At 68.4% G+C, this 19517-nt stretch carries 23 protein-coding genes and 3 pseudogenes; 16 read left to right on the forward strand and 10 right to left on the reverse strand.

Annotated elements, in window-relative coordinates; all coding sequences use genetic code 11:
• Nucleotides 1-205 (reverse strand): transposase family protein (locus WA944_RS22950; protein ID WP_526647392.1); only part of this gene is annotated, 205 nt, incomplete at its 3' end.
• A gap of 60 nt (nucleotides 206-265) precedes the next feature.
• Here WA944_RS22950 and WA944_RS22955 point away from each other — a divergent pair.
• On the forward strand, nucleotides 266-1009 hold the full coding sequence (locus WA944_RS22955; protein ID WP_526371955.1) for an ATP-binding protein: 744 nt from the start codon (nucleotides 266-268) through the stop codon (nucleotides 1007-1009).
• 214 nt (nucleotides 1010-1223) lie between these two features.
• On the opposite strand, the gene WA944_RS22960 is transcribed toward WA944_RS22955, so the two are convergent.
• The gene (locus WA944_RS22960; protein ID WP_526608807.1) at nucleotides 1224-2294 is read right to left on the reverse strand and encodes a phosphodiester glycosidase family protein; all 1071 of its coding nucleotides are present in this window, start codon (nucleotides 2292-2294) and stop codon (nucleotides 1224-1226) included.
• A gap of 236 nt (nucleotides 2295-2530) precedes the next feature.
• On the opposite strand from WA944_RS22960, the gene WA944_RS22965 reads away from it, so the two are divergent.
• Nucleotides 2531-2899, forward strand: a complete 369-nt coding sequence (locus WA944_RS22965; protein ID WP_237166432.1) for an SRPBCC family protein — start codon at nucleotides 2531-2533, stop codon at nucleotides 2897-2899.
• A 64-nt stretch (nucleotides 2900-2963) separates the two neighbouring features.
• Here the strand turns inward: WA944_RS22965 and WA944_RS22970 are convergent, their stop codons facing one another.
• Both WA944_RS22970 and WA944_RS22975 read right to left on the reverse strand, forming a co-directional pair.
• A complete protein-coding gene (locus tag WA944_RS22970) occupies nucleotides 2964-4283 on the reverse strand; it encodes a PQQ-dependent sugar dehydrogenase (protein ID WP_526608810.1) in 1320 nt (439 codons plus the stop codon).
• Entirely contained in the window at nucleotides 4261-5061 is an 801-nt protein-coding gene (locus WA944_RS22975; RefSeq protein ID WP_526371821.1) for a pirin family protein, read from the reverse strand. Before WA944_RS22975 ends, WA944_RS22970 begins: the two co-directional genes overlap by 23 nt.
• Nucleotides 5062-5156: 95 nt before the next feature.
• On the opposite strand from WA944_RS22975, the gene WA944_RS22980 reads away from it, so the two are divergent.
• The gene (locus WA944_RS22980) at nucleotides 5157-5594 is read left to right on the forward strand and encodes a MarR family winged helix-turn-helix transcriptional regulator (protein WP_526371823.1); all 438 of its coding nucleotides are present in this window, start codon (nucleotides 5157-5159) and stop codon (nucleotides 5592-5594) included.
• An 11-nt stretch (nucleotides 5595-5605) separates the two neighbouring features.
• Here the strand turns inward: WA944_RS22980 and WA944_RS22985 are convergent.
• Nucleotides 5606-6627 (reverse strand): annotated as a pseudogene (locus WA944_RS22985) (RNA polymerase subunit sigma-70).
• Between the two features lie 63 nt (nucleotides 6628-6690).
• Here WA944_RS22985 and WA944_RS22990 point away from each other — a divergent pair.
• Genes WA944_RS22990 through WA944_RS23010 form a run of 5 tightly spaced genes read left to right on the forward strand, consistent with a single transcriptional unit; the run spans nucleotide 6691 to nucleotide 10736 of the window.
• Nucleotides 6691-7530 (forward strand): alpha/beta hydrolase, encoded by an 840-nt coding sequence (locus WA944_RS22990; RefSeq protein WP_526371825.1) that lies wholly within the window; start codon nucleotides 6691-6693, stop codon nucleotides 7528-7530.
• On the forward strand, nucleotides 7527-8522 hold the full coding sequence (locus tag WA944_RS22995) for an alpha/beta hydrolase family protein (protein ID WP_526608813.1): 996 nt from the start codon (nucleotides 7527-7529) through the stop codon (nucleotides 8520-8522). The genes WA944_RS22990 and WA944_RS22995 overlap by 4 nt, the downstream gene beginning before the upstream one ends.
• Before the next feature lie 30 nt (nucleotides 8523-8552).
• Nucleotides 8553-9485: an NADP-dependent oxidoreductase gene (locus WA944_RS23000; protein WP_526608815.1), complete on the forward strand. Its 933-nt coding sequence runs from the start codon at nucleotides 8553-8555 to the stop codon at nucleotides 9483-9485.
• Between the two features lie 10 nt (nucleotides 9486-9495).
• Nucleotides 9496-10248: a DUF2786 domain-containing protein gene (locus WA944_RS23005; protein WP_526608817.1), complete on the forward strand. Its 753-nt coding sequence runs from the start codon at nucleotides 9496-9498 to the stop codon at nucleotides 10246-10248.
• The gene (locus tag WA944_RS23010) at nucleotides 10245-10736 is read left to right on the forward strand and encodes a TIGR04338 family metallohydrolase (protein WP_526371831.1); all 492 of its coding nucleotides are present in this window, start codon (nucleotides 10245-10247) and stop codon (nucleotides 10734-10736) included. The genes WA944_RS23005 and WA944_RS23010 overlap by 4 nt, the downstream gene beginning before the upstream one ends.
• Nucleotides 10737-10816: 80 nt before the next feature.
• Here the strand turns inward: WA944_RS23010 and WA944_RS23015 are convergent, their stop codons facing one another.
• On the reverse strand, nucleotides 10817-11047 hold the full coding sequence (locus WA944_RS23015; protein ID WP_526371832.1) for a hypothetical protein: 231 nt from the start codon (nucleotides 11045-11047) through the stop codon (nucleotides 10817-10819).
• Between the two features lie 91 nt (nucleotides 11048-11138).
• On the opposite strand from WA944_RS23015, the gene WA944_RS23020 reads away from it, so the two are divergent.
• The 4 genes and pseudogenes from WA944_RS23020 to WA944_RS23035 all read left to right on the forward strand — a co-directional run bounded on the left by WA944_RS23020 (nucleotide 11139) and on the right by WA944_RS23035 (nucleotide 13562).
• Nucleotides 11139-11801 (forward strand): O-methyltransferase, encoded by a 663-nt coding sequence (locus WA944_RS23020; RefSeq protein ID WP_526371834.1) that lies wholly within the window; start codon nucleotides 11139-11141, stop codon nucleotides 11799-11801.
• A gap of 54 nt (nucleotides 11802-11855) precedes the next feature.
• Nucleotides 11856-12266: pseudogene (locus WA944_RS23025) on the forward strand (EAL domain-containing protein); the annotation flags it as partial.
• 4 nt (nucleotides 12267-12270) lie between these two features.
• Entirely contained in the window at nucleotides 12271-12963 is a 693-nt protein-coding gene (locus WA944_RS23030) for an EAL domain-containing protein (RefSeq protein ID WP_526371836.1), read from the forward strand.
• Between the two features lie 224 nt (nucleotides 12964-13187).
• Nucleotides 13188-13562 (forward strand): SRPBCC family protein, encoded by a 375-nt coding sequence (locus tag WA944_RS23035; RefSeq protein WP_526371856.1) that lies wholly within the window; start codon nucleotides 13188-13190, stop codon nucleotides 13560-13562.
• Nucleotides 13563-13566: 4 nt separating this feature from the next.
• Here WA944_RS23035 and WA944_RS23040 read toward each other — a convergent pair whose 3' ends face one another.
• From WA944_RS23040 to ilvD, 3 genes are all read right to left on the reverse strand, one after another.
• Nucleotides 13567-14274 carry a chymotrypsin family serine protease gene (locus WA944_RS23040; RefSeq protein ID WP_526371840.1) on the reverse strand — a complete coding sequence of 236 codons (708 nt, stop codon included), beginning with the start codon at nucleotides 14272-14274 and terminating at the stop codon, nucleotides 13567-13569.
• 21 nt (nucleotides 14275-14295) lie between these two features.
• A complete protein-coding gene (locus tag WA944_RS23045) occupies nucleotides 14296-14754 on the reverse strand; it encodes a hypothetical protein (RefSeq protein ID WP_526371842.1) in 459 nt (152 codons plus the stop codon).
• A gap of 104 nt (nucleotides 14755-14858) precedes the next feature.
• Nucleotides 14859-16619: a dihydroxy-acid dehydratase gene (gene ilvD, locus WA944_RS23050; protein ID WP_526371844.1), complete on the reverse strand. Its 1761-nt coding sequence runs from the start codon at nucleotides 16617-16619 to the stop codon at nucleotides 14859-14861.
• 79 nt (nucleotides 16620-16698) lie between these two features.
• On the opposite strand from ilvD, the gene WA944_RS23055 reads away from it, so the two are divergent.
• Nucleotides 16699-17337: a DUF305 domain-containing protein gene (locus WA944_RS23055; RefSeq protein WP_526371845.1), complete on the forward strand. Its 639-nt coding sequence runs from the start codon at nucleotides 16699-16701 to the stop codon at nucleotides 17335-17337.
• A gap of 56 nt (nucleotides 17338-17393) precedes the next feature.
• On the forward strand, nucleotides 17394-17675 hold the full coding sequence (ricR, locus tag WA944_RS23060) for a copper-sensing transcriptional repressor RicR (RefSeq protein ID WP_370331266.1): 282 nt from the start codon (nucleotides 17394-17396) through the stop codon (nucleotides 17673-17675).
• Between the two features lies 1 nt (nucleotide 17676).
• On the opposite strand, the gene WA944_RS23065 is transcribed toward ricR, so the two are convergent.
• Nucleotides 17677-17973 carry a thiamine-binding protein gene (locus tag WA944_RS23065; RefSeq protein WP_526371846.1) on the reverse strand — a complete coding sequence of 99 codons (297 nt, stop codon included), beginning with the start codon at nucleotides 17971-17973 and terminating at the stop codon, nucleotides 17677-17679.
• Between the two features lie 159 nt (nucleotides 17974-18132).
• Between WA944_RS23065 and WA944_RS23070 the strand changes: the two genes are divergently transcribed.
• Together WA944_RS23070 and WA944_RS23075 are read left to right on the forward strand one after the other, a co-directional pair.
• The gene (locus WA944_RS23070) at nucleotides 18133-19119 is read left to right on the forward strand and encodes a L,D-transpeptidase (RefSeq protein WP_526371847.1); all 987 of its coding nucleotides are present in this window, start codon (nucleotides 18133-18135) and stop codon (nucleotides 19117-19119) included.
• Nucleotides 19120-19224: 105 nt separating this feature from the next.
• Nucleotides 19225-19517: pseudogene (locus tag WA944_RS23075) on the forward strand (DUF4129 domain-containing protein); the annotation flags it as partial.

The raw sequence follows: 19517 nt of genomic DNA on the forward strand, positions 1-19517 counted from the left end.
GCACCCCGTGTTCGGGACAGTCCACCCGCGGCGGGTGGCAATGCAGATAGGTCAGGAACGCGCAGCTGTCCAGGTGCCGCCAGGCCCGCTCTTCGGAGTGGTCATAGACCGACAGCTCCCGCTCGCACTCCGGGCAGGCGAACCGGGTACGTCCGGGATGCTCGACCCACACATCGACCCGTCCGTCCTGCACGGACAACTCCACCGTCCTTACCGTCCACGGCGCAACCAGCCCCAATAGATGCTGGTACAACTCGTATCACGCATGCCCGGATCATGCCCTGGATCACCCCATCACGCGGTTCGAACCCACCGAAAAGCCGGAAGCGCCCACAAACTCAGCCACATCGGATTCCTCGAAACACTGCTCGCCGACGAAGTGTCCCGACGCGAATCCCGTTCAGCAGCACTACGAGCCACCAAAGCCGGACTCGACCCGAGCATGCGTTTGGACACCTGGACCGCACAACACGACCTGCGCTATGACCGCACCCTACTCGGCGACCTCACCTCACTGAGATTCCTCGACGCCGGCCAGTCAGCAATCATCCTCGGACCCGTCGTCCTCGGCAAGACGCACCTAGCAACAGCCCTGGGACACAAAGCAATCCGCCGCAAACACGCCGTCCTGTTCGGCCTTGCCGACAAGCTGTTCACCAGGCTGCGCGCCGCCCGCCTCGACAATACGTCGACGCCGAAATCCGCCGACTGGCCGTCACCGACGTCCTCATCATCGACGACTTCGCGCTGCGGCCCCCTCGACGCCACCGAGACCAGCGACTTCTACGAAATCGTCGTCGAACGCCACCGCGCCAAGAGCACCATCGTGACCTGCAACCGCGAACCCGCCGAATGGCTGACCATGACCGCCGACACCCTGCTGGCCCAATCGGCGATCGACCGACTGACCGCCACCGCCCACACCCTCGTCATCGAAGGACCGTCCTACCGCCAACGCACCCGACCCGGTCAGCTTGACCCAGACCACCCCGACGAGCATCGTCAATAACGCGCCACGGTGGTGCCATCCCACTGGCAACCAGGTGGTCCCATCACCCTGGCAAGCGACACGCGGCGTGGTGATTATCGACCCGGCTGCCCCGGGCGGACATGCCGGAGAGAGACCTGGCGATGCTCGCACTGTCTGGTTGTCCGTATCTGCACGAGGTCACATTGGCTGGAACGCCATTTCGGCGGAGAGAGTTCCGGCGGAAAGGGTGGGGTCAGTTGAAGCCGAGCCAGGCGGGCTGGGCGCGTTCGCGCGAATCGCACAGCACCGCCATCGTGTCGCACGATCCGCGGGGCGCGCCGGCGCCGGCCCACATGCCGCCGGTGTCCCGGCGCAACACGATCGCCGACGAGCCGCCGCCGTCGAGCAGCACGGCGGTGTCGCTGCCCACCCCGCGGAACAAGTCCTGGATCTGGTCGGGGGTGTAGTTGCCACCCTGGAAGACATACATTTCGTCGCGGTCCCGGGCGTAGGCGATCGCGGTGCGTGCCGCGCTCGGGCCGGGGTCATTGAGCTGACCGGTGTCTCCGGGCGCCAGCAGGCCGAGACCGGCGACCGCGACGAACCGGGTGCCCTTGTCGAGCAGGTCGGCGATGACGGGGGCGGCGGCGTCGTAGTCATCGGTGCTGCGCGGCGGCACCACGAACGGCACCCCGGCGACCGGCATGATCATCGTCGACAGCGCGGTCCAGGTCTCGTTCCCGTTCGACAGGCCCTGCTTGCCGGCATACGCCAGCGTGCCCGTCACCGCGGTGTTGGTGCGCCCCAGCCCGCGGGTGTTGTCGACGTAGGCGCCCAACGGGGAACTGCACCCGGTCGACTTCCACGACCCACCCTGCTGGCCGCGCACGTCGAAGAAGTTGGCGTTGATCGCGATCGTCGGCTGCCCCAGCGCCTGCCACGCCTGCAGCGGCGGGTAGATCTCCGACGCCTGCCAGAGACCCTCGCCGGTGCGCGCCCGGGGGTCGCGCTCACAGCGTGCCTGGTAGCCGGTGTGCGAATCGGTGAGCAGCCGCGGGGCCAGCCGCTGTGAGGCGGCCTTGATGATCATCAGCCGGCCGCCGTTGTTCATCTCGTACCAGTTGCCCGCGGCGTTGAGCATCGGTGCGGGGAAGCCGCTGCCGAAGTTGTAGACGAGGTAGGAGCCGCGGGTGTTGGCGATCGCGCCGGCAAGCAACTCCCGGGCGCCTGCGGCCGCCGCGACAGGCGCACTCGCACCGGCTGCGACCGCCGCGCACACCAGCACCGTGGTGACCCGCTTGGCGGCCGCAGGGAAGCGCCGCAAGTTTGCGGAGCCTCTACCGATAGGAGTCGGCACCAGCGGCTCCTATCGGTAGAGGGGTTGCAGCCACAACGGGTAGAACAACAATAATCCCAGTAGACACACTGTCAACTTTCGTCACAGGGGTATCACGGTCGGGTCGCAGGTGGGTCGCTGTGTCGTTTGCTGGTACCACGCGAACGTCATAATTGACCGCGGGTCGGCACCTGCCGAATGGGTAACCGGTAGGCATGCCTTCTGTGACGCGAAAGTTCAACGTCAGCCCGCCGCCGGGAGTCGTCATCGACTATTTGAAGGACTTCGGCAACTCTGAGCAGTGGGATCCCGGGACCCAGAGTTGTGAACGCGTAGGCACCGGACCGGTTGCCGAGGGTTCCTACTGGCACAACGTGTCGAAGATGCTCGGTGTCACCGCGGAGCTGACATACAAACTCGAGGAGCTCACCGACCGCAAGGTGGTCTTCGTCGGCGAGAACAAGTCGTCGAGCTCGGTGGATGCCATTGCCGTCGAGGCCGCCGGGGCCGGCTCGGTGATCACCTACGACGCCGAGCTGCAGATGTACGGCACGGCCAAGTTGCTGAACCCGGTGATGAAGCGGGCGTCGTGAAACGTGCCGGGGACACCGAGAAGAAGATGACGACCGTGCTCAACCAGCTGATGACCAACAGCGGTCAGGGCGGTGCGAGCCGGTAGATGGCGTCGGCGTCGTCGTCGGTGATGTAAACCGCTCCGTCGGGTCCGGCCACCGCGGCGACCGGCCGCCCCCAGCGGGATCCGTCCTGGTTCTGGAAACCGCCGACCAGGGTCTGCTGGTTGCCCAGCCCGCCGTCGCGCCAGGGGTAGAACGACACCTCCGGCGGACGCGGCGGCTGCCGGTTCCACGATCCGTGGATGCCGACGAGCGCGCCGGATGCGTACGGCTCGGGCAGCCCGCCGTCGACGAAGCTCAGGCCCAGCGGCGCCGAGTGTGCCCCGAAGCTCTGTTCCACCGGCGGCAGGGACGCGCAATCCAGCTGGTTCCCGTCGGGATTGGTCTGCACGTCCCGGATGAAGGGCAGATCGGCCGGTCCGCCATCGGAATTGCAGTAGGGCCAGCCCAGCTCGCGGCCGGGGGCCAACTTCGCCAGCTGCTCGGGCGGATGGTCGTCGACGTACTCGGGGATGACCTGGCCGTAGTCCGGACCGGGTTCGGGGAACGCGACGTTGTCCCGTCCGTTGACCGCGGTCCAGACTGCACCGTCCGGCGCGATCGCGAGCCCGGTGCCGTTGCGGACGCCGGTGGCGAACGGTGCGGCCGGGCCGCCGCCCGGCGGGACGCGCATGATCGTCGCCCGGGGCGGGTCGGCGGTGCGGTCCTCGGCAGAGATGTTGCCCGTGGAACCGATCGAGAAGTAGACGGCGCCGTCGTCACCGACCGCCACGCTCTTCAGCGCGTGGGCGTAGGCGCCCCGCAGCTCGGGGCTGCGGCCGTCGGGAAGACCGCCCGCGACGGTCCGCGGGTTGACCGCCGCCCCGTCGGCGTAGTCGTAGGCGTCGATCTGATCACTTTGCGCCACATAGAGAGTCGACCCGGCGAAGGCCAGGCCGTGCGGCTGGTCGAGGCCGTCGAGCAGTACCGATTCCTCGGGCGCCTGATCTGCTGACGGGGTGAATCGCAGCACCCTGCCCGCACTGGGCACCGATACCAGCAGTTCGCCGTCGGGGGTCCACGCCGCCAGCCGGGGTTTCGCGGTGCGCGCCCACACCGACAGCGTCCACCCCAGCGGGACGACGGCCTCGCGCGGTTCGTCGAACGGCGCTTCGGCACGGTCGGCGGCGACCTGGACCGGCGCCGCGGCCAATCCGGTTGCCGGTGGTGCGGCAGGCGTGGTCGTGGTGGGTGCCGCGGACGACGACGTCGGCTGCGGTGCCGGTGCGTCGGTGCACCCCGCGAGCAGGGCCACCCCCAGCAGGGCCGCTCCAGTTCGGTTATGCCGCAGCCAGGCCCGCATGCATCTCCCAGACCAGGATCTCGGACGGCTCGGTGGCGGTGATGCGCTGACCGCCCGTGGCGGTGAACCGCACCGCATCCCCCTCGTGCAGCGGGTCCGCACCCTCGAGGGTCACCTCACCACGAGGCACGAACAGGTGCAGGTACGGAGCCTCGGGCAGTTCGACGCTCTGCCCCGGTTGCAGCCGGGCACCGTGCAGGGCTGCGTAGCGGTTGTGGATCGTGATCGCCGCGGCATCACTGTGTTCGGGCATGCCCGAGGCGATCGGCACCAGCCCGCCCGTCAACAGTTCGTCGTCGATCTCGAGCTGCTGGTATCCCGGGGTGATCCCCGATTCGTCGGGCACCACCCACATCTGAACGAAATGCACCGGCTCGGCGATGAGGCGCTTGCCCGAAGAGTCAACGGCGCTGTGGGCTTGCTCGCCGGTCAGCGTCCAGGAGTCGTTCTTCTCCGAGTGCAGGATCCCCTTGCCCGCCGACATGCGCTGGGCCAGCCCCGGGTAGATGACACCCGAGTGGCCGGTGGAGTCCTGGTGGACCAGCGAACCGCGCATCACCCAGGTGACGATCTCCATGTCCCGGTGGGGGTGGGTGTCGAAACCGGTGCCTGGCTTCACCACGTCGTCGTTGTTGACCAAAAGCAGTCCGTGATGGGTGTTCTCGGGTTCGTAGTGGCTGCCGAACGAGAACGAGTGCTTGGAGTCGAGCCAGGCGATCTCGGTTTTTGCGCGGTCGTCGGCGCGTCGGATGTCGACGATGCTTCCAGCACTGGTCATCACGTTCACTCCTCGGGAGTCCTTGTCAGCCTAGGTGGCGGGCCTGCAGCCGACAACATGTATGACACATCATGTATTCCGGGTAGACTGGTCCGATGGAGTGGCTCAGCGACGAGCAACAGCACATCTGGCGCAACTACCTGGCGATGACGAGCAGGTTGCAGACTGCCATGCACCGCCAGCTGCAACAGGATTGTGAGCTCTCGCTGTCCGATTACGACGTACTGGTCGCGTTGTCGGAGCGCGGTCCGATGCGGATCCACGAACTCGGCGATCTGATCGGCTGGGAACAGAGCCGGGTCTCGCACCAGCTGCGTCGGATGCGTGGGTGTGGCCTGTTGCATCGTGAGGGCGACGACGACGACCGGCGGGGTGCCACGGTGGCCGTCACCGACGCGGGCCGGTCCGCTCTGGAGGCCGCCGCCCCCGGGCACGTGGAACTAGTGCGCAGCGCCGTGTTCGACGGTCTGTCCGACGCTCAGCTGCGCGCCCTCGGAGCCGTCCTCGAAACGGTGCTCGCCCGGATCCGCTAGCCGCCGGGGCGCTACAGCGTTGCCGGCAGCCCGAACTTCTCGAACAGCCCGTCCTCCTTGAAGGCCACCACGTGGGCGATACCCGCAGGCCGGACGTCGAGCACGTGCAGCTGGAACGCCTCGTGCTGGCCGGTGCCGGTGTTGAGCATGTACAGCGCCGCCGCCGGCTGACCGTTGGCGGTGGTGGCGCGGAACCGCATGTCACCGGCCTTCTCGGCGGGGCAGTGCGTTCTCGACAGCGTGATGATGTTGCGTGGACCCTGGTACCAACCTTCGAACGGCGGCATCTCCCACACGGCGTCGGCGGTGAACAGCTCCGCCAGTTTGTCCATGTCGTAGGTCTCGAACGCGGAGATGAACTTGGCGAGCAGGTCCGAGGCCTCCGGCGAATCCGGCGGGGCGGGCTGATCCTCGCGGCTCGGATGCACCTCGTCGAGCTGTGCCCGGGCCCGCTGCAACAGGCTGTTGACCGCCGCGGTGGACACGCCGATGGCCTGCCCGACCTCGGCGGCCTTCCACTGCAAAACCTCACGCAGGATCAGCACCGCACGCTGCCGCGGCGACAGGTGCTGCAGCGCCGCCACGAACGCCAACCGGACGGACTCCCGGGATTCGGCGATCACCGACGGATCCGAGGGGTCTTCCCGCGGGCTGTCCGGCAGCGGCTCCAACCACGGGATCTCGTGACGCTCGGCGATGTCGGCGGTGGGATCGGAGGCGGGCGCCCCGAGCCCTGTCGGCAGCGGCCGGCGCTTGCGTCCGTCGAGCGCCGTCAAGCAGGTGTTGGTGGCGATGCGGTACAGCCACGTCCGCACAGACGATTTGCCCTCGAACCCTTTGTACGACTTCCATGCCCGTAGGTAGGTTTCCTGGACCAGATCCTCGGCGTCGTGCAGGGATCCGGTCATCCGGTAACAGTGGGCGAGCAACTCCCGCCGGTACCGTTGCGCGTCGGCGAGAAACGCGTCTTCGGCACCGGCATCATCAAGAGCCAAGACAGTCACAGAGTCAGCTTACGCAGCGGCTCCGACAAGAACGGCGGACAACGGTACGGTCGCCGACGAGGACGTCCGCCCCCGCCCGATAGTCTCCGTGAATGCCCGTGACCCACAGCGAACGCAGTTTCGACGGCATCGGCGGCGTCCGCATCGTCTACGACGTATGGACACCCGAACCGCCCGCCCGAGCCGTGGTCGTCATCGCCCACGGCTACGCCGAGCACGCCCGCCGCTACGACCACGTCGCGGCGCGGTTCGCCGAGGCCGGTCTGATCACCTATGCGCTGGATCACCGGGGTCACGGCCGCTCCGGCGGCAAGCGCGTCTATCTGCGGGACATCTCCGAGTACACCGGTGATTTCCACACCCTCGTCGGCATCGCCGCCGCCGACCACCCCGACCTGCCCCGCATCGTGATGGGCCACAGCATGGGGGGCGGCATCGTCTTCACCTACGGCACCGAGCACCCCGGCGACTACACCGCCATGGTGCTGTCCGGTCCCGCCGTCGACGCGCAGGCGTCGGTGTCCCCGGTGATGGTGCGGGTCGCCAAGGTCCTCGGCAGGCTCGCGCCCGGAGTACCGGTCGAGGAGCTGCCAGCCGACGCGGTCTCCCGGGATCCTGAGGTGGTCGCCGCCTACGAGTCGGACCCGCTGGTGTACCACGGCAAGCTGCCCGCCGGAATCGCCCGGGCTCTGATCGGCGTCGGAGAGACGATGCCGCAACGGGCTGGTGCCGTCACGGCGCCGCTGTTGGTGGTGCACGGGGAGCGGGACAGGTTGATCCCGGTGCAGGGCAGCCGGCGCCTGGTCGAGTGTGTCGGCTCCACCGATGTGCACCTGAAGGTGTACCCGGAGCTCTACCACGAGGTGTTCAACGAGCCCGAACAGGCGCTGGTGCTCGACGACGTCACCTCCTGGATCGGAACGAAGTTGTGAAATATGTTGTTGCTCTGCTTCTTTCGCTGACCGTGTTGATCGCGGGGTGTTCGTCGTCGGACACCGAGCGGCAGCCCACGTGGGAGGACGAGGAGGTGACGTTCGAGGCCGACGGACTCACCTTGCACGGCACCTACCGCCACCTCTCCGAGGGTCCGCCGGCCGCGGCGGCGCTGCTGATCTCCGAGAGCGGCAACACCGACCGCAACGGCGACAACCAGGTCGCGGGCCCGATCGGGAACATGCGCCAACTCGCCGAGTTACTGTCCGAACGCGGCGTCGCCAGCCTGCGGTACGACAAGGTGGGCACCGGCCGGACCGGGCTCGGCCCGTTCGCGCAGAACCCGCAGGACGTCGGCAGTTCCGTCTACACCGCCGGTGCGCGGTCAGCGCTGCGGTTCCTTGCCGAGCGCCCGGCCAGCGACCCGGCGCGGCTGTCGGTGTACGGGTTGGGCGAGGGCACGATCCACGCCATGGCGCTTGCCGGCGACACCGCCCCGGACGCGCCGAAGGTGCACTCCCTCGGCCTGTTTCAGCCCATGCCGGGACGGTATCTCGACATCATCACCAACCGGGTGACCGCAGACGGCTCACCCGAGACGGTGGCTGCGTGGCAGGCTGCGGTCGAGCAGATCCGCACCGAGGGCACGGTTCCCGACACACTGCCCGACGGCCTGGGGTCGATTGTCAACGCGGGCAACGTCAAGGCCGTCGTGGGGGCCGACAGGATCGACCCGCTGGCGCTGGCGGCCGCGGTGCCCGACGGCACCCCGGTGCTGCTCACCTGTTCGGACGCCGACAGCCAGGCCCGCTGCGAAGCCGTCCAGCCGCTCGTCGAGGCGCTTGGGCACACCGCGCTGACGTTCGTCGAACTCGAGGGTGTCAGCCACGTGTTGCGCGACGACCCGACCGACAGCATCGCCAACTACGCCAAACAGGACCCGCTGTCGCCGCAACTGGTGGCCGCATTGGACAGTTTTGTCGACGGGTAGTCCGACAGTGGCGGGGTTACACTCGCCCCGATGACCAGAACAGTGGTGGCACGCGCCTACGGCGGGCCCGAAGTCCTTGCGATACAGGACATCGAGCTTCCCGTCCCAGGGCCGGGCCAGGTACTTCTCGACGTCTGCGCCGCGGGTACCAATCCGATCGACTACAAGCTGTACAGCGGCGCCATGGGGGACGACCCTGCTGCGCTCCCGATGCCGGTGGGTATGGAGGTGGCAGGCGTCGTCGCGACCGCCGGCGCCGACGCGCAGGGCTACACCGGCGCGCTGTCGGTCGGCGACGAGGTGATCGCCACCAACGTCCGCGGCGGCTACTCCGAGCAGCTCGTCGTCGCTGCCGCCGATGTCGGGCACAAGCCCGCCGAGTTGAGCTTCGAGAAGGCCGCCGGGCTGATCCTCGCGGGTGCCACCGCCTGGCACCTGTTGATGAAAACGGATGTGGGGACAGGCGATACCGTGCTGATCCACGCGGCCGGCGGCGGAGTGGGCCTGATGGCGGTGCAGTTGGCCGTGGCGCGGGGCGCCCGGGTGATCGCGACCGCAAGCCCCTCGGGGCACGATAAGCTGCGCGGATACGGCGCCCACCCGGTCGCCTACGGTCCGGGGCTGGCCGACCGGGTACGCGCCATCGGAACGGTGGACGCCGCGCTGGACCTGGTGGGCACCGACGAGGCGCTCGACACCTCGGTCGAGGTGGTCGCCGACCGCGACCTGATCGCCACGATCGCGGGATTCGGCCGGGCCGGCGAGCTGGGCATCGCGGCGCTGACCGGCGCGGACGGCGGCCAGGCGATCCGGGACGCCGCCCGGCCGGAACTGATCAGGCTCGCGGACGAAGGCAGGCTCAAAGTGGCGGTGGACAAGGTGTTTTCGCTCGGCGAGGCCGCCGACGCGCACCGCTACCTGCAGGCCGGCCACACCCGCGGAAAAGTCGTACTGGTCCCTTAGCCTCGCGATCATGAGTACCGACGACAAGATGCTGGGCCGGATCGCGGCGCTGTTGCGCCAGGCCGAGGGCACCGACAACCAACACGAAGCCGATGCCTTCATGGCCGCGGCGCAACGGCTGGCCACCGCGGCCTCGATCGACCTGGCCGTGGCCCGGTCACACGGGGATCACCGCACCAAGGCGCAGACGCCGGTGCAGCGCACCATCACCGTCGGTGAGCCGGGTGCCCGCGGCCTGCGCACCTACGTGCAACTGTTCGTGGTGATCGCGATGGCCAACGACGTCAAGTGCGACATCGCCTCGAATTCGACGTTCGTCTACGCCTACGGCTTCGCCGAGGACATCGACGCCAGCCATGCGCTCTACACCAGCTTGGTCATGCAGATGGTCCGGGCGTCGAAGGATTACATCTCCTCGGGAGCACATCGTCCGACGCCGACGATCACCGCGCGGATCAACTTCCAGCTCGCCTTCGGGGCCAGGGTCGGCCAGCGACTTTCGGAGGCGCGTCAGCAGGCGCAGCAGGAAGCCACCAACGGGCCAGCCAGTGTTCCCGGGACCGCGGTCGCGTTGCGAAACAAGGATCTCGAGCTCAAGGACTACTACCGTCAGGCGTCCCGGGCGCGCGGAACATGGCGGGCGACGAGCGCGACAGCGGGCTATTCGTCGGCGGCCCGGCGGGCAGGTGACCGGGCCGGCCGCCGCGCCAGGCTGGGGGGTGACACCGAGTTTGCGGGCGCTCGCTCGGCGCTGGAGAAGTGATCCGCGACTCCCAGCGCGCAAAGGTTTACGCCGCAGAGGAATTCGTCCGCATGCTGTTCGACCGCAGTGCAGAGCACGGTGACCCGGTGGTGGAGTTCTTCGGCACCCGGCTGACGCTGCCACCGGAGGCGCGGTTCGGGTCGGCCGAAGCCGTGCAGCGCTACGTCGACGAGGTGCTGTCCCATCCCGCGGTGCTCGAGCGATGGCCTGCCGCCGCGCCGCTGCGGGTACGGCCACGCCGCGGTGCCACCGCAGCACACTATGAACGGGTGGGTGACCGAGCGACGGTCGCGGTGCCGGAGGGTCGGGCAGCCTGGGCCTTGCGGGAACTGGTGGTGCTGCACGAGATCGCGCACCACCTCACGGAATCAGACCCGCCACACGGACCTGAGTTCGTGGCGACGTTCGGTGAGCTGGCCGCGACGGTGATGGGACCCGAGGTGGGCCACGTGCTGCGGGTCGTCTACGCCAAGGAGGGCGTGCGGTAGTCAGTCACCGGTGCGCGAATGTACGCAATGTGATGCGTTTGTCGAGTTGCGGCGTCAGAATCCGTACGCTCGGCGCGGACTCACGGGTTGGAGGGACTCGAAGGGTTCGAGGCCGGTGACGGAACGTACGGCTCTGAGGGCGCCGATGCGTCAGCTACCCGATTGGCGCGAACCTTCAGCGCCACCGTCGCCCCGACGACCAGCGCCGTGCCGATCAGCGCGGGCCACAGCAGCGCCTGGATCAGCGCAACACGGCGTTGTACGCGGATCGTCTTGCGCGCGGCCGCACGTCCTCGACTCGTCAGGCTCATGGGTGTCACCTTTCCGGGGTTGCTGCGGGCAGATACCCCGGTTCTCAGGATGGGAAACACGGCGCACCTGGGTCGCGGTAACGTCGCTGCTGTGACTACGCCCGACTGGGTCCAGCTCGACGAGCTGTTCACCCGCGTGCTGAATACCGAGGACGACGCCCTGCGGGCGGCCCGGGACACCGCGGACGCCGCAGGCATGCCGCCCATCGAGGTCTCCGCGCAGCATGCCAAGCTGCTGGCGCTGCTGGTGAGCATCGCCGGTGCCCGCAGGGTGCTCGAGATCGGCACCCTGGCCGGCTACAGCACCATCGCGCTGGCCCGCGCCGTCGGCGCCGACGGTGTCGTCGTCACGCTCGAGTACGAGACCGCCCACGCCGAGCTGGCGCGGCGCAACCTCGATCGCGCCGAGGTGGCGGACCGCGTGGAGGTGATCGTCGGGTCCGCCCTGGACACGTTGCCGGAACTGGCGCAGCGCGGCGAGAAGTTCGATCTGGTGTTCATCGACGCCGACAAGGAGAACAACGTCGCCTATGTCCAGTGGGCCATCACGCTGGGCGGGCCGGGCACCGTCATCGTGGTCGACAACATCGCCCGCAACGGCCGGGTCCTGGATCCAGATCCCGCCGACCGGCAGGCGCAGGCCATCCGCGACATGCTCGACATGATGGGCGCACATCCGCGGCTGGACACCGCCGCCATCCAGACGGTCGGCGCCAAAGCCTGGGACGGCTTCGCGGTGGCGGTGGTCAGGTAGTGGGATCACCCGAGCCCGGGCGGCACGACCGATGGCCGATGTCCGGCGGAACCCATGACTGACGTCCTCGACGAAGCGGCCGCTGGTATCGGGGTGGTGTCGGCGTTTCAACCCGTCGTCGCACTGCCCAGCGAAACACCCGTCGGCTGTGAGGCGTTGGCGCGCTGGCCGTCTCTGGACGGGCCACCGGCCGCGGACGTGTTTGCACACGCCGAGCGCAACAAAACACTGGACCTGCTCGACCGGGAGTGCATTCGGTCGGCTGCGGCCGGTGCGCTCGCCGGTGGCTGCAGCCCAGGGACGCTGCTGTTCATCAACTGCGAACCCAGCACCGCCGGCACCGAGCTGTTCGCCGACAGCGCCCTGACCCAGGCTGCAGGGTCGTTTCGCCTGGTGTTCGAGCTCACCGAGCGTGGGCTTCTCACCAATCCCAGGGCGCTCCTGCGCAAGGTCGCCGATCTGCGAACCCGTGGAATCGCGATCGCCCTCGACGATGTCGGCGCGCACGTCGACTCGCTGGCTCGACATCGTCAACCCCGATATCGTGAAGCTGGATCTGGAGTTGGTTCAGCGACAGCCGGATTGGCTGCAGACCCGCACCGTGGCCGCGATCATCGCGTACGCCGAGCGGACAGATGCGACCATCCTCGCCGAGGGCATCGAGACAGAAGAACACCTCGAGCAGGCACTGGCCTACGGCGCCACCCTGGGCCAGGGCTATCGGTTCGGTCGCCCCGGCGAGCTGACCGCCGAATGCGGCGCAGGCCCCTGGGAAGGGTGGCGTACCCGCTCGCCCCAGCCCGCAGATGCCACGTCATTCGACTGTGCGACGGTCGAATTGCCGAGTCGTGTGGTTCGCCGACGGACACTGATCCAACTGTCGCGCCATATCGAGCGCGTCGCGGCCTCGGCGGAGAGCCCGCCGATCGTCCTGGCGACACTGCAGGAGTACGGCAACTTCCGCGGCCACACCCGCGCCATTTACGCGGACCCGGCCGAAACGGCACCGCTCGTCGTGGTTTTCGGCCAGGACATGCCCGCCGACCTGGGCCCCGGGCTCAGGGGAGTGGGCCTGAACGCCGACGATCCGCTCGCGTTGGAGTGGACGATTCTGGTGCTCGGTCCCGACACCACCGTGGGGGTTGATCGCCCGGGAGCGTGACCCTGCTCAGCGTACCGGCACAGCCGACAGCGACCGCCGCTTCGACACCGTCATCACCTTCGATCGTGTCCGCGTCGCCGCAGCGGCGCGAAGCCTGCTCGACCGGTTGCCCGACGATTCCGGCAGACACGGCCCGATCCCGGGTTTGATGAGCCGCCCCGAGGCGCCGGGCGCAACGTGACGGCTGTCGCGTGGGGTCAGCGCGCTCCGGGTACCCGGCGATGATGTGGACAGTGGACAGGAAGATCGACGCGTCCGCGGATGCGGTGTGGCGCATCCTCGTCGACCTGGATGCGTGGCCGCGATGGGGTCCGACGGTCGCCGGTGCGCAACTCGACGGTTCCGGTTTCGAACTGGGTGCCACGGGCTGGCTGTGGACGCCTGTCGGGGTCGCGCTGCCCTTCATCATCTCCGATCTTGATCCCGGGCGGAGCTGGGGCTGGCGCGTCGCCGGGGTGCCGGCCACCCAGCACGGCGTCGAACCTGCGGACCGGGGGTGCCGGGCGTGGATGAGCGCACCGGTGTGGGCCCCGGCCTACCTCCCGGTGCTGGCGATCGCCCTGCAGCGCATCGAACGCATCGCCGGCAGCGCGGCCTGATCACTCAATCCCAGTTCGCAAGCCCCCATTGGGCCATCACCGGCGCGACCAGAGAGGCGTGAACGATGCGCCCGAACACGTCGTCGCTGTGAGCGAACAGGATCCCCACCGCGGCGACGGTGCCGTCGGCCTGGCGGGCGTACACCGGTGCGCCGGAGTCGCCGAGATCATCCCAGGCGCGGAAGGACACCTGGGTGTCGGTGACCGCGGTGACCGGGCCGCATGACACGCCGGTGCGCGCACCCGACTTGCATAGCTGCGGCTGCTCTCGACGGATGTCCTCGGCGCTCATCACACTCGAGACGCGCATCGCATCCACCTGGCTCGCCAGCGGCACGGAGCTGCCCGCCAGATCCACCAGACCGATGTCACGCACGCCGGGGATCACCTCCCACCGCACGTAGTGCCCGATCACCCGATCGCCCGACGGCGTCCGCTGCAGCACGGTGTCGTTGACCGGGTCGCGGTCGCAGTGTCCGGCGGTGAGCATTCCCGGTGCGCCGCCGGCGGTACGGACGGTGAATCCCGCCGTGCATTGGTACGGCTGTCCGTTGCCGGCGAGGCTGGTGCTGACCAGGTAGGCCCCGGGGCTTGCCACGGGATACTCGCCCCACGCGTGGGCCGCCGGCACCTGAGTGAACGTCAGCGCGGCGAGCAGGGCGGCTGCGCAAATGGTGATGCCACCGGTGGTGATCCTGAGTCGGTTCCGCATCGACGTCCTTCGTGCCCTAGTCTAGGTGTCGCCTGGCGGCGTCACTCCCCAAATGGCAGCCGCCTGTATGGGGTTGACACGCATTCCGTGACCGCCGATGTCATAGGTGGTCAGCGTCCGGAGATCCTGTGTGGTGACCGTCCAGCCATTCGAGTGGTAGGTCTGCCCGGCGCCCAGCACGACATCTTCGGACGGAGGAGCAGGGATCGCCCCTGCCACGAAGAAGAACTCTCCGGTGTCCAGCACCGCCGCGAGATCGAGCGGTGGGCGCGGCACGGCGAACGGGCCTCCGTCTGCCCTTCCGCAGAGGGCGATGGGGCGGCGGTGTTCGTCGTGGTCGGCACTGAGCAGACACCGGATCTGGCCGTCCTGGACACGGACGGTCTGATCGCCGTCTGCCGCCGCCGCCGACGGAGCGGACGCGAACGTACCGAGAACGACCGGCGCCGCCGACGCCGCGGCAACGATACGACGAGTCATAGATCCTCCACCGGATGGGCCATCTTCAATACGCGATGCTCTCATGGTCCGGGCCGCAGCACGGGCGTAATGGTCGGACCGGTGTCACCCCTAGCTGCCCCTAGCTAGCTGCAGACAGCACCCGTCGCCGCCGAGCCGACCAACTTCGTGTACTTCGCCAGAACGCCGGTCTTGTACACCGGGGGCAACGGCTCGAAACCCGCTTTGCGCGCGTCGAATTCGTCGATGTCGACGAGCACGTCCAACGTGCCCTTGCCGACATCGAGCCGGATCCGGTCGCCGTCCCGCAGGAAGGCGATCGGACCGCCGTCCACGGCTTCGGGAGCGATGTGACCGACACACAGCCCGGTCGTGCCGCCGGAGAACCGGCCGTCGGTCATCAGCAGCACGTCCTTGCCCAGCCCTGCGCCCTTGATCGCACCGGTGATGGCGAGCATCTCCCGCATCCCCGGCCCGCCCTTGGGGCCCTCGTAGCGGATGACGACCACGTCGCCGTGCGTGATGGTGCCGTCCTCCAGGGCGTCCAGCGCCGCCCGCTCACGCTCGAAAACCCTTGCGGTGCCCTCGAACACATCCGAGTCGAAACCTGCGGACTTCACCACCGCGCCCTCGGGTGCCAGCGAGCCGTGCAGGACCGTGATGCCGCCGGTGGGGTGGATCGGGTTGTTCATCGCACGCAGCACCTTGCCGTCGGGGTCCGGCGGCTCGATGTGGGCCAGGTTCTCGGCCATCGTCTGGCCCGTCACCGTCAGGCAATCCCCGTGCAGCAGGCCGGCATCCAGCAGCGCCTTCATCACCACCGGCACGCCGCCGATCTCGTCGACATGCTTCATCACGTACGCCCCGAACGGTTTCACGTCGGCCAGGTGCGGCACCTTCTGCCCGACGCGCGTGAAGTCCTCCAGCGACAGCTTGACGTTCGCCTCCCAGGCGATCGCCAGCAGATGCAGCACGGCGTTCGTGGAACCGCCGAACGCCATGACGACCGCGATGGCGTTCTCGAACGCCTCCTTGGTCAGGATGTGGCGGGCGGTGATACCCCGGCGCAGCATCTCGACCACGGCCTCACCGGAGCGGCGTGCGTATTCTTCGCGCCGCTTGTCGATGGCCAAAGGCGACGCGCTGCCCGGCAACGACATGCCCAGCGCCTCGGCCGCCGATGCCATGGTGTTGGCGGTGTACATGCCGCCGCAGGCACCCTCACCCGGGCAGATGGCACGCTCGATGATGTCGACGTCCTCGCGCGACATCAACCCGCGCGAACACGCCCCGACAGCCTCGAAGGCGTCGATGATGGTGACTTCCTTCTCGCTGCCGTCGGTCAGTTTCGCGACACCCGGCATGATCGAACCGTTGTAGAAGAACACCGAGGCCAGATCGAGGCGGGCGGCGGCCATCAGCATGCCCGGGATCGACTTGTCACATCCGGCCAGCAGCACGGTGCCGTCGAGGCGTTCGGCCTGCACCACCGTTTCGACGCTGTCGGCGATCACCTCACGCGAGACGAGAGAGAAGTGCATCCCCTCATGGCCCATCGAGATTCCGTCGGACACCGAGATGGTGCCGAACTCCAGCGGATAGCCGCCGCCGGAATGCACGCCGCCCTTGACCGCCTGGGCCAGCCGCTGCAGCGACATGTTGCACGGCGTGATCTCGTTCCACGACGAGCCGACGCCGATCTGCGGTTTGACCCAGTCGTCGTCGGTCATGCCGACCGCTCGGAGCATGCCGCGGGCGGCTGTTCTCTCGAGGCCGTCGGTGACGTCGCGGCTGCGAGGTTTGATGTCGGGCGCCGATGAGCCGCTTGCGCGAAGAGCATCGGGTTCCGCCCGACGGGCGGCTTCACTGTCGGGACCTGAGGGCATGGGGCCAAGTATGCCTCCGGGTGTTTCCCCCGGCCAAACCCATATCCATACCCCCTCGGGGTACAAGTACGCTGGGCGCATGAGTTCGATCTCCAGACGCACGGCCGCCATGTTCGCCGCGGCGCTCGCGGCCGCCTTCCTGGCTGCATGCGGCGGCCCGGCCGATCCCGCCGCCGACGGTGCCGGGTCCCAGATCCCCGAGACGCCGGTGATCGCCGGCGAACCCGCGGGTTACAACGCCGACGACGTCTCGTTCGCCACCAACATGGTTGCCCACCACAAACAGGCCATCGACTTGTCGAAGCTGGTGCCCGACCGCACCGAGAACCCCGAGTTGGCTGCGCTGGCAAGCCAGATCGCTGCGGTGCAGCAGCCCGAGATCAACATCATGAACGTGTTCCTGGTGCAGTGGAACGAGAACCCCGAGGCCGCCACCGACCCCGGCGGCGGGGAAGACCATGCCGGGCACGGCCAAACCATGCAGGGCATGGTCGACGACGCGACTATGGCGGAGTTGGAGTCGCTGCGCGGCACCGAGTTCGACAGACTGTGGCTGGAATCGATGATCAGCCACCACCAGGGCGCGGTTGAGATGGCCAAGGCCGAGGTCGCCCACGGCAAGAACGTCGACGCCATCGCCATGGCCGAGACGATGGTGGCGACGCAGGAGGCCGAGATCGTGCAGATGAAACAGATGCTGGAGGGCAGCAGGCCGTGAGTGAGAACCCACACGCGGGAAGAGCCGACGCAGCGGCCGACACCGGCGACGCGAACCTGCACGGCTACTCGGCGCAGAAAGAGAACTACGCCAAGCGACTGCGTCGCATCGAGGGGCAGGTCCGCGGGATCGCCAAGATGATCGACGAGGACAAGTACTGCATCGACGTCCTCACCCAGATCAGCGCTGTGAACAGCGCACTGCAGTCGGTCGCGCTCGGGCTGCTGGACGAGCATCTCGGTCACTGCGTCACCCACGCCGTCGCCGCGGGAGGCTCCGAGGCGGACACGAAGCTGGCCGAGGCCTCCGCTGCCATCGCTCGGCTGGTCCGATCTTGAGCTACTCGAGCGCGTCCTCGATGCGCGCCACCTTCGCAGTGAGCTGACCGGTGTGCCCGGGCCGGATGTCGGCCTTGAGCACCAGGCTGACTCGGGGTGCGGCCCCGGCGACGGCATCCACCGCCTGCTTGACCACCGCCATCACCTCGTCCCAGTCGCCCTCGATGTTGGTGAACATCGCGTTGGTCTCGTTCGGCAGGCCCGAGGCGCGCACCACCCGGACCGCCTCGGCGACCGCGTCGCCGACGCCGCCGGTCTCGTCGCCGCCGGAGGGACTGATGCTGAACGCCACGATCATGGGACCGAGGGTACGGCGCCCGAGTAACGTTCCGGCGCCCGCAACCGAACATCAGTGCAGATCAGCACCCCTGGCGGTGCGAGGAAAACGCGCTCGCAGGCGTGGCCGATCATCGCGTTGTGCCACACTGGAGTGAGTCGCAGAACTGGAGGTACACGCATGCGGCAGCAGAAAAGACGCGGTTTGATCGCCACCATGACGGCGGCGATGGTCCTCGCGGCACTGACCCTGAGCGCCCCGTCGGCGCTGGCCCAGCCCGCGCCGCCACCGGCGCCGCCGGTCGATCCGCTCGTGCCGCCGCCGGCGAACCCGTTCGTCTTCCCGCCACCGGCGCCGAACCTGTTCGCCCCGCTGGCGCCGCAGTCGGCGCAGCCGATGACCATTCCCGAGGGCACCCCGGCCGGGCAGAATCCGACACCGTTCGTCGGGGAACCACCCTTCGTGCCGCCGTCGTTCAACCCGGTCAACGGGTCCATCGTGGGCGCGGCCAAGCCGATCTACATCAATTTCCAGCGCCCCATCGCCAACCGGCAGATGGCCGAGGACGCGATTCACATCTCGTCCACCCCGGCGGTGCCCGGCAGGTTCTACTGGACCAGCGACACCCAGGTGCGCTGGCGTCCGCAGGACTTCTGGCCGGCGGGCACGGTCGTCAACATCGACGCCGCCGGCACCAAGTCGAGCTTCACCGTCCCCGAGCAGTTGGTCGCGACGATCGACGACAACACCAAGCAGATGGAAGTCATGCGGGACGGTGAGCTGGTGAAGACTTTCCCCGTCTCCCTGGGCAAGTCCGGCTACGAGACCAAGAACGGCACCTACTACGTGCTGGAGAAGTTCGACGACATCGTCATGGACTCCTCGACGTACGGGGTGCCGGTCGACGACCCGTCCGGTGAGGGCTACAAGCTCAAGGTCAAGGATGCGGTCCGGATCGACAACAGCGGCATCTTCGTGCACGGCGCGCCGTGGTCGGAGGGTTCGCAGGGCTCCAGCAACGTCAGCCACGGCTGCATCAACCTCAGCGCAGAGGATGCGGCGTGGTTCAAGCAGAACTTCGGCAGCGGCGACGCGGTCGTCATCAAGAACACCGACGGCGGGATGTACACCCAGCCCGACGGTGCGTCTGATTGGCAGATGTTCTGAGCGGATAGCTCGTCCGCTTTCCCGGCGGGCGGTGCGCGCACCGTGCCACGATGAGGGCAGGCCGATGGCCGGCCCGGCCGTCGGCATTCACCTGAGGGTGGGCCGATGCCCGGTGACGACAAGGCGGTAGCGCGCGCAGGTGCCGCGATCGTGCTGGTGCTGCTCGCCATCTTCGCGCTACGCGGCTACCTGCCAGGAACCGAGGGCGCCGTCGAGTCGCGCGAGGCCGAACCCGAAGCCGATGGGCCCGGCAGCGTCATCGCCGTCCTCACCATGCTGGGCGTCTCGATGACCATCATCGCGATCTCCATCGCCGCGCAGTCCCGCCGCCGGCCCGCGGTTCCGGCAGCCGAGGAGCCGCGCGGCTACCGCAGCGAGCGCCTCGGCCCGTCGTGGCG

Origin of the sequence: Mycobacterium sp., from assembly GCF_049683355.1 — a bacterium.
Lineage (GTDB): Bacteria > Actinomycetota > Actinomycetes > Mycobacteriales > Mycobacteriaceae > Mycobacterium.

Coding starts and splice junctions, on each gene's coding strand:
- WA944_RS22955 (WP_526371955.1), top strand. CDS start 266: ATGCCCGGATCATGCCCTGGATCACCCCATCACGCGGTTCGAACCCAC.
- WA944_RS22970 (WP_526608810.1), bottom strand. CDS start 4,283: ATGCGGGCCTGGCTGCGGCATAACCGAACTGGAGCGGCCCTGCTGGGG.
- WA944_RS22975 (WP_526371821.1), bottom strand. CDS start 5,061: ATGACCAGTGCTGGAAGCATCGTCGACATCCGACGCGCCGACGACCGC.
- WA944_RS22980 (WP_526371823.1), top strand. CDS start 5,157: ATGGAGTGGCTCAGCGACGAGCAACAGCACATCTGGCGCAACTACCTG.
- WA944_RS22990 (WP_526371825.1), top strand. CDS start 6,691: ATGCCCGTGACCCACAGCGAACGCAGTTTCGACGGCATCGGCGGCGTC.
- WA944_RS23000 (WP_526608815.1), top strand. CDS start 8,553: ATGACCAGAACAGTGGTGGCACGCGCCTACGGCGGGCCCGAAGTCCTT.
- WA944_RS23005 (WP_526608817.1), top strand. CDS start 9,496: ATGAGTACCGACGACAAGATGCTGGGCCGGATCGCGGCGCTGTTGCGC.
- WA944_RS23015 (WP_526371832.1), bottom strand. CDS start 11,047: ATGAGCCTGACGAGTCGAGGACGTGCGGCCGCGCGCAAGACGATCCGC.
- WA944_RS23035 (WP_526371856.1), top strand. CDS start 13,188: ATGTGGACAGTGGACAGGAAGATCGACGCGTCCGCGGATGCGGTGTGG.
- WA944_RS23040 (WP_526371840.1), bottom strand. CDS start 14,274: ATGCGGAACCGACTCAGGATCACCACCGGTGGCATCACCATTTGCGCA.
- WA944_RS23045 (WP_526371842.1), bottom strand. CDS start 14,754: ATGACTCGTCGTATCGTTGCCGCGGCGTCGGCGGCGCCGGTCGTTCTC.
- ilvD (WP_526371844.1), bottom strand. CDS start 16,619: ATGCCCTCAGGTCCCGACAGTGAAGCCGCCCGTCGGGCGGAACCCGAT.
- WA944_RS23055 (WP_526371845.1), top strand. CDS start 16,699: ATGAGTTCGATCTCCAGACGCACGGCCGCCATGTTCGCCGCGGCGCTC.
- WA944_RS23065 (WP_526371846.1), bottom strand. CDS start 17,973: ATGATCGTGGCGTTCAGCATCAGTCCCTCCGGCGGCGACGAGACCGGC.
- WA944_RS23070 (WP_526371847.1), top strand. CDS start 18,133: ATGCGGCAGCAGAAAAGACGCGGTTTGATCGCCACCATGACGGCGGCG.